This window comes from Pseudomonas sp. nanlin1, assembly GCF_045571515.1.
Lineage (GTDB): Bacteria > Pseudomonadota > Gammaproteobacteria > Pseudomonadales > Pseudomonadaceae > Aquipseudomonas.
In genome coordinates this window covers 1,327,872-1,340,557 of record NZ_CP124218.1, presented here as the reverse complement: position 1 = coordinate 1,340,557, position 12,686 = coordinate 1,327,872, and the positions used below count along the sequence as shown (strand labels likewise).

11 protein-coding genes and 2 pseudogenes are annotated in these 12,686 nt (G+C 54.5%); 1 reads left to right on the top strand and 12 read right to left on the bottom strand.

Translation table 11 applies throughout. The features are described from left to right. Positions 1-426 precede the first annotated feature (426 nt). The 11 genes and pseudogenes from QCL65_RS06215 to QCL65_RS06165 form a co-directional block, all read right to left on the bottom strand. Positions 427-861: pseudogene (locus tag QCL65_RS06215) on the bottom strand (ABC transporter permease subunit); the annotation flags it as partial. 162 nt (positions 862-1,023) lie between these two features. Further along, positions 1,024-1,530, bottom strand: coding sequence for a transporter substrate-binding domain-containing protein (locus tag QCL65_RS06210; RefSeq protein WP_238558451.1), 507 nt, complete (start codon positions 1,528-1,530; stop codon positions 1,024-1,026). 543 nt (positions 1,531-2,073) lie between these two features. Continuing rightward, positions 2,074-2,841, bottom strand: coding sequence for an aldolase (locus tag QCL65_RS06205; RefSeq protein ID WP_032699513.1), 768 nt, complete (start codon positions 2,839-2,841; stop codon positions 2,074-2,076). 62 nt (positions 2,842-2,903) lie between these two features. Next, positions 2,904-3,587 (bottom strand): HAD family hydrolase, encoded by a 684-nt coding sequence (locus tag QCL65_RS06200; RefSeq protein WP_032699515.1) that lies wholly within the window; start codon positions 3,585-3,587, stop codon positions 2,904-2,906. Positions 3,588-3,610: 23 nt separating this feature from the next. Continuing rightward, positions 3,611-3,943 (bottom strand): tRNA-binding protein, encoded by a 333-nt coding sequence (locus tag QCL65_RS06195; RefSeq protein WP_407316699.1) that lies wholly within the window; start codon positions 3,941-3,943, stop codon positions 3,611-3,613. A gap of 65 nt (positions 3,944-4,008) precedes the next feature. Beyond that, entirely contained in the window at positions 4,009-4,710 is a 702-nt protein-coding gene (locus tag QCL65_RS06190) for an ABC transporter ATP-binding protein (protein WP_003413161.1), read from the bottom strand. Next, positions 4,711-5,478, bottom strand: coding sequence for a high-affinity branched-chain amino acid ABC transporter ATP-binding protein LivG (gene livG, locus QCL65_RS06185; RefSeq protein ID WP_003413166.1), 768 nt, complete (start codon positions 5,476-5,478; stop codon positions 4,711-4,713). Continuing rightward, positions 5,475-6,731 (bottom strand): high-affinity branched-chain amino acid ABC transporter permease LivM, encoded by a 1,257-nt coding sequence (locus QCL65_RS06180; RefSeq protein ID WP_095101214.1) that lies wholly within the window; start codon positions 6,729-6,731, stop codon positions 5,475-5,477. Before QCL65_RS06180 ends, livG begins: the two co-directional genes overlap by 4 nt. Then, positions 6,728-7,651, bottom strand: coding sequence for a high-affinity branched-chain amino acid ABC transporter permease LivH (gene livH / locus QCL65_RS06175; protein ID WP_407315406.1), 924 nt, complete (start codon positions 7,649-7,651; stop codon positions 6,728-6,730). Before livH ends, QCL65_RS06180 begins: the two co-directional genes overlap by 4 nt. Positions 7,652-7,750: 99 nt before the next feature. After that, a complete protein-coding gene (locus tag QCL65_RS06170) occupies positions 7,751-8,872 on the bottom strand; it encodes a branched-chain amino acid ABC transporter substrate-binding protein (RefSeq protein WP_003413169.1) in 1,122 nt (373 codons plus the stop codon). Between the two features lie 161 nt (positions 8,873-9,033). Next, complete coding sequence (locus QCL65_RS06165) at positions 9,034-10,335, bottom strand: aspartate aminotransferase family protein (protein WP_407315405.1); 1,302 nt, start codon at positions 10,333-10,335, stop codon at positions 9,034-9,036. Positions 10,336-10,464: 129 nt separating this feature from the next. On the opposite strand from QCL65_RS06165, the gene QCL65_RS06160 reads away from it, so the two are divergent. Continuing rightward, a complete protein-coding gene (locus QCL65_RS06160) occupies positions 10,465-11,322 on the top strand; it encodes a LysR family transcriptional regulator (protein ID WP_407315404.1) in 858 nt (285 codons plus the stop codon). Positions 11,323-11,456: 134 nt separating this feature from the next. Here QCL65_RS06160 and QCL65_RS06155 read toward each other — a convergent pair. Then, positions 11,457-12,601: pseudogene (locus QCL65_RS06155) on the bottom strand (IS3 family transposase). Positions 12,602-12,686: the final 85 nt, after the last annotated feature.

Genomic DNA, 12,686 nt, shown 5'->3' with positions numbered 1-12,686 from the left:
ACCCAATCCCGATGAACGGTCAGTAACCTCCGGTTTCTGGCGAACGCTTGAAATTAGAGATCTGGCTACCAGGCTGAATACTATTTGGCGGCGATACAGCCCAAGGTAATCTTTGGGTCGATAGAATCCTGCGAGCGCTGTAAACATGCGCATTGCTACTTTTTTGTACAAGTATTTGTGTTTTTTTGTACAGATATTTGTATGGGAGATGAGCTGGGGAGCGCTAATTGTGAGCATGCTTTTCGCTCGGGGCAGTTCCTGTATCTAAGCGCAAATCCACATCACTTAATACCTCTACACCGTCAAAGCTTTTGGACAGATGGCTAATTTCGACTGCAATTTTGTTTACGCTCATTTAACCAAACCTCTATTCCGTGCCAGATCACCGACCTTTCGAACGAGCGCCTCAATGGCCAAGCTAACCAATCAGTAAGACCCAATCGCGACGACAAAGGCCTGTATTGGAATGAAGTACACAGAGTGGATCGCCGTGGCGGCACCCGTTAGATCTTGCACGGTAATAATGCTGAGGAAGGCGGTGTCTTTCAGAAAAATTATCAGTTGATTCCCCAGCATCGGCGCACTGCACCTAATCAGTTGGGGAAGCAAAATCCTCCGGTACATCACCGATGTCTTATATCCACGAGCCTTTGCAGACTCACCCTGTCCTCGTGGAAATAATGAGCGAGCGCCACGTAATATCTCGGTGAAATACAGGCCATGGTAAGCAATGAGCGCTACATAGCTCACGAAAAGCGCATCTAATATGACTCCAGCCACTAGCAGCCCGTAATAGAGTAGGTAGACCAACACCAGAAACGGCATAATTCGCATGGCATCCATCGCCAAGCGTACAGCCGTTGTGAGAGGCCCTTTTCCTTTTTACAAAGCCAGCTGCAGAACGCATCCCATCAAGAATGCGCATATCGAACAAACCACAAAGAGCTCCACAGTGGTTTGAAATCCAGTTAGCAGAATGCGGCGCTGCCCCCAAAGAACTTCCCAGGCGCTCATTAAAATTCCTTAACCGAAAAGCCGTTGAGCGTACTGCTCAAAATATTGCGGAGCTCTCACTAATATAAAAAGGTCTGCGTAGATCTCGGGGGTAGACGGATACTCAACCTTTCCAAGCGCTCCACCCGTCTGAGCAAGCATCGCCTTGAGCTCCGGCAGTCGAGCGAGCTGGGCGCTTCCAGCTTGGACGCCAACAGTTTTTCCGTTGAGATCAGAAACAGATTTGATGCTGTCGTCATTGGCACGTTTGACGTAATAGTGAGTGGCAGATGCTATAGGGGTTACAAAATCGTAAGCCTTAAGGCGGTCTTCCGTCATGATCGTACCTGTGACAGCAGCATCATATTTGCCTGCAGAAAGCGCGGCGAGCATGCCTGTCCAAGGGATGATGTCGCGATTAACCTTGAAGGCGGTATATTTGCCGAGCTCATCCAGCATTTCGTGTTCAAAGCCTTTCGGCTTGCCATCTTGTACGAAGACAAAAGGTCGAAAATCGTCTTCGCTGGCAGTATTGATAAACCCTCGAGAGTTAATCTATTGCAATGTTGCGGCATGTAGCGCCGCAGTGAATATAGGAAGACTGAACATCAAGGCAGCAATAGCCGATTTTAGTTTAGATTTTTGTCTAACGCGCGCGCAGCCGGATTTGCAATGAGGTTATCAAGCATCGTAATGACTCCATGATTGGCCGGCAGATACCTCATCAAATAACAACAAAACGCGATCATCTTCGATGGCCTTCGCAGAAAAGACAAAATTACAAAACAGCTGTGCTGCTTATCAAAATAAGAATCCAATTATCTCCTAGGGAGTTTTCCAACTTAACAAGCACAAAGGTGAGGCACCAAATTATTCCGCGCTCTCACCCTTCAATGCTCGGCTTATTATGCTGAATACATCCTAACAATTCTCTATAATATAGCAAAACTAATATTTCTTATTTCAGCAATCAATAAACTTGAATTCCCAGTTCACGCGTCAGCCGCCAGCTGCGGCCATGGCTCAGAAGCTCAACGACCGGGCAATTTGGTTCATCAGTAGCATGGGCGTGTACCTGCATCAGTCCCGCCAAGTCATATCCTCGCGATCAAGCATTCTTTTTATAGAACCAAAATGAGCGTCAGCGTACTCCTCTGCCTGGCTCACGAACTCGCCCCCGACAAGCTGTGCCATTTCATCCGAAATTAACGCCAAAGGACGATTCATAGACATGGCCAACACTTGAACTTGGGCTGCACGCTCAAGGTAATAGAGATTGTCGAACGCCTGCGCTACTGATGCGCCGGTCACCAATGGGCCATGACACTCCATCATCAGAATGGTCTTGTCTCCCAGATCCCGGGCCATCCTTGAGCCCTCCTGATTATCGAGGGCCAAACCTTGGAAACCACCAGTTTCATAGTCGTAGGCGATACGACCATAAAAACGTGCTGCGTTCTGATGACAAAGCTCAAGGCGGCCGTCTTTGGTTCCCAAGATCGCGCAGGCATAGGGCATATGCGTATGCAGAACACAGACAGCGTTAGCGTTGGCGCGATGCACGCTTGAGTGGATATGGAACGCACTCGCTTCCACTGTTCCTTGACCATCAACGATGGAGCCCGAACCGTCGAGGATTAACAAATCGCTCGCTCGAATCTCAGAGAAGTGCAATCCGAAGGGATTGATTAGGTAATGATCTGACAAACCAGGAACCAGCACACTGAAGTGATTACAGGTGCCTTCGTGCATACCCAGCTTGGCTGACCACCGAAATGCAGCGGCCAAGTCCTCACGGGCTCCCCTGATCTCAGGGGTATCAAAACGATTAGTCGGGATGGAAACCATGATTACCTCTTTATTCATTCAAATGAACGCAGTGCAGGACAACCTGCACCGAGAAGATAAATTTACTCAAACAGCGCCTTGAGACCTCGTAAGGTAGGAAACTCGTACAGCGGCTTTGGTGTAAAAGCGCCCAGTTTCTCTTGGCCGCGATTGATCCACGCGACCTTCATACCAACTGGCATTGCGCCTTCTAAATCGGCAAACTGAGCCAATGACGCGTGCAGTATTTCGCCAGGTTTTGATCCGATTTTACTGATCGCCTTATTGAAGATCAGAGCCGAAGGTTTGAACGCGCCCGCCTCTTCCGCCGTTAACCACTGATCGAACTGCGAACGGAAAGGATTCAGGCTGAAGTAATGCTCGTCCATGTTGGTAATCGGCATAAGCGGGAGCTTCTGTTTCAGAAACTCGATGACCTCTTGAGACTCAGGATGAGGTGCTGCCTGAGAGGTCATGATCGTGACAAAGACATCGGCTAGATCCGCCCATTCGCTTTCGCTCAATTCGACACCTAACGGCTGAAGTGTGTCGGCAAGCCCCAAGGCGCTCCATTGGACGTAGGGACGCCATACGTCCGAGCGGTAGCGGCGCACAGTGGCGTAGTCCCACGCCAAGTAAAGCGCTAATGGATCCTGATCTGTAATAGATAGTTTTTGCAGCACGTGACTCATAGCAGCTGTACCGCTGGTGTCGATATCGACCAGGGTTCCCCAAAAATCAAAAGTGATTGCCTTGACCCATTTCATAACGTGACCTCTCTAGAAATTTTTCAAAGGAGACGAGTGCCCAGAGGCACATCTTTGTCTGGTACGCACAGCGCCACTGCACCGTGCTCATCATGAAAGCCCGTGACAAGGCATTCAGATTGGATCGGCCCTATTTGCTTCACGGGAAAGTTAACGACCGCCAGCACAAGCTTGCCAACCAGATCCTCCGGTTGGTAGTGCACCGTGATTTGAGCGCTTGATTTCTTAATCCCAATCTCTTCCCCGAAATCAACGTGCAAGATATAAGCGGCCTTGCGAGCCTTTGTGAATGTTTCCGCTGACACTACGCGGCCCACGCAAAATTGCACCTTCGCAAAGTCGGCCCAGTCAATCAATTCCACATATACCTCCCACATCGTTGTCTATTCACAAAGCCAGGCCGCTGAATACTAAATCTTACTCATCCACCCAAATACGCATCGCGCACTTTCGGGTCGACCAGCAACTCTTCGCCAGTGCCTTGCATCACCACGCGGCCGTTTTCCAGCACGTAGGCTCGGTCGGCGATTTTCAAGGCCTGGTTGGCGTTTTGCTCGACCAGGAACACGGTCACTCCGTCGCGACGCAGCTGTTCGACGATCTCGAAAATCTGCTGAATGATGATCGGCGCCAAACCCAGTGACGGCTCGTCCAGCAACAGCAGCTTGGGCTTGCTCATCAGCGCACGGCCGATCGCGAGCATTTGCTGTTCGCCACCGGACATGGTGCCGCCGCGCTGGTTGAAGCGTTCTTTCAGGCGCGGGAACAGGTGCAGCACTTTGTCCATCTGCTCCTGATAATCGTCTTTTTCCGTGAAGAAGCCGCCCATGGCGAGGTTCTCTTCCACGGTCAGACGGGCAAACACGCGACGACCTTCCGGAACCACGGCGATGCTTTTACGCATGATCACGGAGGATTCCAGACCGACCAGTTCTTCACCCATGTAACGGATGCTGCCGCTGTGGGCCCGAGGCGAACCGCACAAGGTCATCAGTAGTGTGGATTTACCCGCACCGTTGGCGCCGATCAGCGTCACGATCTCGCCCTGACGCACGTCAACGTTGACGCCGTGCAAGGCCTGGATCTTGCCGTAGAAGGTGGAAACGTTTTCGAATTGCAGCATTTACGCTTCCCCCAGGTAGGCTTTGATCACGTCAGGATTGTCGCGGATCTGTTCCGGTGTACCGTCGGCCAACGGTGTGCCTTGGTTGATCACTACGATGTGGTCGGAAATGCTCATGACCAGCTTCATGTCGTGTTCGATCAACAGAACAGTCGCGTTGTGATCGTTACGCAGTACGCCGATCAAGGCCTTGAGGTCTTCGGTTTCCTTCGGGTTCAGACCGGCAGCAGGCTCGTCGAGCATCAGAATGCGCGGACGGGTCATCATGCAGCGGGCGATTTCCAGACGGCGTTGCTGACCGTAGGCCAAGGTCCCCGCAGTCCGGTTGGCGAACTCCTTGAGGTTGACCGCTTCCAGCCAGTGCGCGGCATATTCCATGGCCTCTTGCTCACTGCGACGGAACGCCGGAGTACGGAACAGGCCCGACAGGAAGTTGGTGTTCAGGTGACGATGCTGAGCAACCAACAGGTTTTCCAGGGCTGTCATTTCCTTGAACAGGCGCACGTTCTGGAACGTCCGCACCACGCCTTTACGGGCGATCTGGTGACCTGCAAGGCCTTGAATCGGCTCGCCGTCGAGCAGGATGGTGCCCGCTGTGGGCTTGTAGAAACCGGTCAGGCAGTTGAACACCGTGGTCTTGCCAGCACCGTTGGGGCCGATCATCGACACGACTTGTTTCTCATTGACGGTCAGGCCTACGCCGTTGACCGCCAGCAGACCGCCAAAGCGCATGCTCAGGCCACTCACTTCGAGGATTGGGCGGCTCATTTGCGCAGCTCCATGTGTGGACGTTGCATGGGCAGCAGACCTTGAGGACGCCAGATCATCATCAGCACCATCATGGCGCCGAACATCAACATGCGATACTCGCTGAACTCACGCATCAGCTCAGGCAGCAGGATCATCACGATGGCTGCGAGGATGACGCCCAGTTGCGAGCCCATACCACCCAATACGACGATGGCCAGAATGATTGCCGACTCGATGAAGGTGAACGACTCCGGCGTGATCAGCCCTTGGCGAGCGGCGAAGAAGCTGCCCGCGAAACCGGCAAATGCTGCACCCAGAGTAAAGGCCGACAGCTTGATGATGGTCGGATTCAGGCCCAGTGCACGGCAGGCGATTTCGTCTTCACGCAATGCTTCCCAGGCACGACCAATGGGCATGCGCAGCAGGCGATTGATCACGAACAGCGCAGCCAGCGCCAGCAACAGGGCAACCAGATACAGGAAGATCACCTTGTTGATGGAGTTGTATGGCAGCCCGAAATACTCGTGGAAGGTCTGCATGCCTTCAGCTGCTTTACGCTCGAACGACAGGCCGAACAGGGTCGGTTTTTCGATGTTGCTGATGCCGTTCGGGCCGCCGGTGATATCGGTCATGTTCCGCAGCAGCAAGCGAATGATTTCACCGAAGCCCAGGGTCACGATGGCCAGATAGTCGCCGCGCAGCCGCAATACCGGGAAGCCCAGCAGGAAGCCGAACAGCGCCGCCATCATTCCCGCAATCGGCAGGCAGATCCAGAAACCCAGGCCGAAGTAGTGAGAGAGCAGGGCGTAGCTGTAGGCGCCGACGGCATAGAAGCCGACATAGCCCAGGTCCAGCAGACCGGCCAGGCCAACCACGATGTTCAGGCCCAGGCCGAGCATCACGTAGATGAGGATCAGCGTGGCGATATCCACCGCACCTCGAGAGCCGAAGAACGGCCAGACCAGTGCGACCAGTACCAGGCCGAGAATGATCCAGCGCTGAGTGGACGGCAGGCTCAGGAAGTTGCTGGCCTTGGCTGGCACCAGTGGCATGTTCGGTGAGGAGCGCCATGCCGCAGTGATCTGCTCATTGAACAGCACGCGCAGGAACATCGCGATGGCGCCCGCGATGATCACGCTGACGGTGGTGGTGCTGGCGCCAATGACGGCCAGTTTGACGCCGACGATTTCCAGCTTCAGGCCGAAAACCGGGTAGGCGACGGCCAGCACCAGCAAGGCGCTGAAAAACGCCGATTTGAGATTCCTGGTCATACTTTTTCAACCTCCGGGCGGCCCAGCAGGCCGGTCGGCCGGAACAACAGCACCAATACGAGAAGACCGAACGCCACCACATCCTTGTATTGGTCGCCGAAGACGTCGGCGCCCAAGGCTTCAGCCACGCCCAGCACCAGACCGCCGAGCATCGCGCCCGGGATACTGCCGATACCACCCAGTACAGCGGCGGTGAAGGCTTTGATGCCAACCAGGAAGCCGGCGTTGGGGTTGATCACGCCGTATTGCATGCTCAGCAATACTGCAGCGACGGCCGCCAGCGCAGCACCGATGACGAAGGTCAGGGCAATGATGTTGTTGGTATTGATACCGAGCAGGTTGGCCATCTTGATGTCTTCCGCACAGGCGCGGCAGGCGCGGCCCAGGCGAGAGCGGGAGATGAACCAGGTCAGGCCGAGCATCGCGATCAGGGTCACGACGAAGATCAGCACCTGCATGTAGGAAATGACGACTTCATGAGTGCTGGCCGAGCCAAACACGAAGTTGCCGGGAATCAGGTTTGGAATCGATTTGTCCTTGGAATCCTGGGACAACAGCACCGAGTTCTGTAAGAAAATCGACATCCCGATGGCAGAAATCAGCGGGATCAGGCGGTTGCTGCCGCGCAACGGTCGATAGGCCACGCGTTCAATGGAGTAACCGTACGCGCTGGTCACCACGATACTGGCGACAAAAGCTGCAGTGATCACCAATGGCAGGCTATCGAGCCCCATCATTGTCAGGCCGGCGAGGGCGATGAACGCGACGTAGGAACCGATCATGTACACCTCGCCGTGGGCGAAGTTGATCATGCCGATGATGCCGTAGACCATCGTGTAACCGATGGCGATCAAGGCATAGGTGCTGCCGACGGAAAGTCCGTTCACAAGTTGTTGAGACGTATGGAAGAGATCGAGCATCAGGGTCTCCAAAAATTCGCATTTGCCCGAACAAGGCCACTTAGGCTCGGGCACTGTGCGAACCACCCCTTTCCGGGATAGTTCGCAAATCGCATTCAATCAGCGAACAGCGGTTTTGGTACCGTCTGAATGCCACTGATAAATCACGAACTCGAAATTTGTGAGGTCACCTTTGGAATCAAAGCCAATGTTGCCAATAGGCGTGTTGAACATCCCCGCATGCATTGCTGCAGCAACCACCTTAGGATCTGTGGAGCCAGTTTTCGTGATCGCTTGGGAAATAACCTGTACGGCGGAGTAGCCGGGCAATACGTATGCACCGCTGGGATCCTGATTCCTGGCCTTGAATGACTCAGCCAACGTTTTATTCTCAGGATCTTCGTCAAACAACTTGGGAAGGGTTACAAGTAAGTTTTCCGAGGCACTACCAGCACTAGCCGAAATCTCCGAATTGCCAACACCCTCAGGCCCCATAAAGCGCGCCTTGAGCCCCTTCTCCGACGCTTGACGAAGAATCAGTCCGAGTTCTGGGTGATACCCCCCGTAGTAAACGAAGTCTACATCGGCTTGCTTCAGCTTGGCTATCAACGATGAATAGTCTCTATCCCCTGCATTGATCCCTTCAAACAGGGAAACTTTCATACCCTTGGCTTGCAGGCCTTTCATCACCGCCGTTGCAATCCCCTCCCCGTACTGTTGTTTGTCGTGAACGACTGCAACGGTTTTAGGCTTCAATTTGTCAGCGATAAAGCTGAGTGCAACGGGCGCCTGCATGCTATCGGTGCCAATGGTACGAAATACCATTTGGTACCCGCGGGAGGTGATGCCTGGCGCAGTTGATGCTGCAGAAATCATGACAATGTTTTCGTCTTCATAGACATCGCTTGCGGGTTGCGTAGAACTGGAGCAAACGTGACCGATGACAAATTTAACCCCGTCGTTCACCACTCGGTTAGCCACTGCGACCGCCTGTTTTGGATCACACGCATCGTCGTATAACACCGCTTCAATGGGTTTCCCTAGAACGCCACCTGAGCTATTGATCTGCTCGATGGCCATCTTGGCTCCTGAACTGACCATCTCACCGTACTGAGCCACCGGCCCCGTAATCGGGCCCGCAATACCGATTTTTAAGGTATCGGCTGCAAAGGTATGGCTTGCTGCGCTGACTGCAATAAGTGCCACCACCATTTTCGAAAGCGGTATTGACGTCATCTTCATGAATGCTCCACGTATGTGCAGGAAAGTGATGGCAGGCTCATAGGTCAAAATTCATGAAATTCACCCATCTAGATCACGCCTGGAAACCGCCCAGGCGTGGCAAGAATCGCTATGTTCTTTGGGGTGAGCTTTCGAGGGCGTGACGCGCTTAAACTCTAACTCTAAACAGCGCTTTGAATTGCTTTACCTATAAGCTCCAAACCGAGGTCAATCTCGCTGTCGCTTACGGTCAGTGGCGGCGCCATGCGGAACACCCCCCCCATACCTGGCAACTGCACGATGTTCATGCTTAGCCCCAAATTCATACACTCCCGGGTTATCGCCGCACCCAGTTCGGAGGCAGGCTCTTTACTTGCCCGATCCTTGACGATCTCCATGCCCAAGAGAAGTCCACGGCCCCGAACATCACCGATGCAATCAAACCGCTCCTGAAGAGCACGCAGACCGTGTTCCAAGCGAGCACCGGCTACGCGAGCGCGCTCGACCAGACCGTCGCGCTCCACAACTTCCAGAACTTTGAGCCCGACTGCTGCGGGCAGCGGATCCGAGACGTGAGTGGTGTAAAAAAGAAAACCGCGCTCGTAGCAGAGCTCTTCAATAGCCGTCGATGTCACAACAGCAGAAAGCGGAAGCCCTGCGCCTAGCGTTTTAGACAGTGTCAGGATGTCCGGGACGACGCCATCGCGCTCGAACGCATACATCATTCCTGTTCGGCCCACACCGGTTTGCGCTTCGTCCAGGATGAGCAGCATCCCGCGCTCTTGACACTTTTGTTTGAGGGCGGCGAGATACCCGAGTGGCAAATCGATCAAACCGCCTGAGCTCAGGATAGGTTCCGCAATGAACGCGGCCAGACTTCCGCTCGACTGACGATCAATGAGGGCAAACGCGTAATCAAGCTCTGCTTGCCAGTCAAATTGACCGTTGTGTTCAAAACGCGGGCGGTATGGATATGGAGCAGGAATGGCGTAGGATCCTACTGCTGCTGGCCCATACCCCTTACGTCCAGCGCTATAGGTAGCTGATGCGGCCCCACCTGTCATGCCATGCCAGGACTGTGCAAAACTCACGACCTCATACTTGCCAGTGACCAATTTTGCCATCTTGATGGCGGCCTCGTTGGCTTCACCGCCGGTACTCAGCAAGAGGCTACGGTCAAGTCCAGAAGGCAATGTCTCGGCAAGCTTGCGCGCTAGATCGACAACGGGCCTGGATAGCATGCCGCTGAAGAGGTGATCCAGATTGTTTGCGTGTTCAGCAACAACCGCGCTGATCTCGGGATGGCCATGGCCGAGCAAAGAACTCATTTGCCCAGATGTGAAATCCAGGATTGCAGTCTGATCGGCATCGTACACAAAGCTGCCCTGAGCCCGCTCGATAATGCGCTTCTCAAACGTTCCCCCATACCGGATCAGATGATTCTGAGCGTGTTGCCAGAAAACTGGATCTTGATTGTTCGACATTTAGACTCCCCCAAATGGCGGCTGCCCGACGCCATGCCCGGCACACCGTGTAATGGGATGAGTCTAGGGAGTTGACTGAGTCAATAAAAACTAATAAATGTTATACGAATCTTCAACAGGACTTATATCTTGGCCCGCTATCTGGATCTGGATCTGCTTCGCACCTTTACGATGATTGCGGAAACTCGAGCACTGAATAGAGCAGCTGATCGAGTCGGGCGCTCTCAGGCTGCCATCAGCATGCAGGTGAAACGACTGGAGGAGATAGTCAATCAGCCTTTGCTCAAGCGCACCGGGCGAGGTGTTCTTTTAACGGGCCACGGTGAGCGCTTACTCCTACATGCCCAAAAAATCCTGCGAGCTCACGATGAGGCCTTGGCTGAGCTATCGGGCGCCGGCCTTTCGGGAACAATCCGCTTCGGATGTCCTGACGACTACGCAGTGGTGTTCTTGCCACTATTGCTGCGCGACTTTGCTAGTCAACATCCCCAAGTTTTAGTCGAGGTTTACTGCGCACCCACGCCTCGTCTGCTGGAGCGATTGGAAAACCATACTCTGGACATAGCGATGATCTCACTGCCAGGTAATACCATCGAAGAGGCCGTCATTAGGCTAGAGCCGTTAGTGTGGGTAGGAGCTAAAGGAGGTGACGCTGCCCAGATGGAACCGCTGCAACTTGCGCTCTCTGATCCCGATACGCTAGATCACATTGCAGCCATATCAGTGCTCACCAATGCAGGCCGCCCATATCGGCTTGCCTACGCAAGTCATAGCGTGTCTGGACTAACAGCCGTGGTGCGGTCAGGCCAAGCCATTGCCGTTCTTACGCAGACCGCTGTTCCCAATGACCTACAAATCCTACCTGCCGAGTATGGGCTTCCTCAACTTCCTGACGTATCAATCACTGTGAAGCTCGACAGCAAAAAGCCATCCGCACTGGTGAGCGCCTTCGAGGATCACATTCGAGAGGTTCTACCGCGCCTTTGACTATCCGCGTGCTGGGCATGGGCATGTCTCTAATAGAAGTACGCCCATGTGTCGGCGCTGATTCAAAACTGACCCACCCTGCCGATTGAAAATTGACCCAGGGCAGATTGATACGCCCAGGGTTCCGTAGACACTCAAGACCCTCGTTGCGCGTAGCGCCGTTCAAACTCTACAGGGGACAGGTCGCCAGTTGAACCGTGGCGGCGGTTGGGGTTGTAGAACATCTCGATGTAGTCGAATACCTCGGCGCGAGCGGCGTCCTTGGTGGGATAGATCCGCCGCCTGATCCGCTCGCGTTTGAGCAGGCCGAAGAAGCTCTCCACGGGTGCGTTGTCGTGGCAGTTGCCACGCTAACTCATGCTGCACACCAAGCCATGGGACGCCAGGAAACTGCGCCAGTCATCGCTGGTGTAGACCGACCCTTGGTCCGAGTGAACCAAGCAACCAGCGTTGGGTTTGCGCCGCCACACCGCAGACAACAAGGCCTGCACGACCAACTCGGTATCGGCCCGATCGCGCATCGCCCAGCCGACGACCTGCCTGGAAAACAGATCGATCACGACAGCCAGGTACATCCAGCCTGCATGCGTGCGGATGAAGGTGAAATCGCTCGCCCAGGCCGTGTCCGGCTCAGTCACGTCGAACTGTCGGTCAAGCAGGTTGGCCGTCGCCTTGCACTGCATTCCTCCATGGAAGCGCGGTTTGCGACCATAGCCCACCTGGGCACGCAGTCCCTCGGTGCGCATCAGCCGATGCATCCGATGGCGACTGCAACGCTCACCCAGATCGCGCAGATCCTTCGTAATCTTGCGATGCCCATAGACACTGCCGCTGGCCAGCCAGTGGTGCTTGATCAATCCCAGCAGGCGTTGGTCTTCCTTTGCGCGCGCACTGTCGGGCGAGCGTAACCAGGCGTAATAACCCGCCCGGTTGACCCGCAACACCCGGCACATCGCACACACCCTGAATTCCCCGCAGTGGGCTTGCATGAAGGCGTACTTTGCCTTTACCCCTTGGCAAAGTACGCGGCGGCCTTTTTTAGGATGTCGCGCTCCTCGGTCACTCGACGCAACTCTGCCTTCAGCCGCCGAACCTCGGCGCTCTGGTCCACCTCGGCGCGCTGCACCACGCCAGGCTTGCCGAACTTGCGCAGCCAGGCGTAGAGGCTGTGCGTGGTGACACCCAGGCGCTCGGCGACTTCTGCCACCTTGAACCCACGATCAGTCACTTGCCGGACCGCCTCGATCTTGAACTCATCCGTATACCGCTTACTGCTCATGGACACCTCCGAATCAGCCATTTTCCATGGCCTTGAGATGTCTAGGAAACCCTGGGCGTATCAACTCAACGGTATCCGGCTTTCT

What these genes read in the sequence shown, in the direction of transcription:
- QCL65_RS06180 (WP_095101214.1), bottom strand. Translation starts at nt 6,731, where the DNA reads ATGACCAGGAATCTCAAATCGGCGTTTTTCAGCGCCTTGCTGGTGCTG.
- QCL65_RS06205 (WP_032699513.1), bottom strand. Translation starts at nt 2,841, where the DNA reads ATGGTTTCCATCCCGACTAATCGTTTTGATACCCCTGAGATCAGGGGA.
- QCL65_RS06200 (WP_032699515.1), bottom strand. Translation starts at nt 3,587, where the DNA reads ATGAAATGGGTCAAGGCAATCACTTTTGATTTTTGGGGAACCCTGGTC.
- QCL65_RS06170 (WP_003413169.1), bottom strand. Translation starts at nt 8,872, where the DNA reads ATGAAGATGACGTCAATACCGCTTTCGAAAATGGTGGTGGCACTTATT.
- QCL65_RS06165 (WP_407315405.1), bottom strand. Translation starts at nt 10,335, where the DNA reads ATGTCGAACAATCAAGATCCAGTTTTCTGGCAACACGCTCAGAATCAT.
- livH (WP_407315406.1), bottom strand. Translation starts at nt 7,651, where the DNA reads ATGCTCGATCTCTTCCATACGTCTCAACAACTTGTGAACGGACTTTCC.
- QCL65_RS06190 (WP_003413161.1), bottom strand. Translation starts at nt 4,710, where the DNA reads ATGCTGCAATTCGAAAACGTTTCCACCTTCTACGGCAAGATCCAGGCC.
- livG (WP_003413166.1), bottom strand. Translation starts at nt 5,478, where the DNA reads ATGAGCCGCCCAATCCTCGAAGTGAGTGGCCTGAGCATGCGCTTTGGC.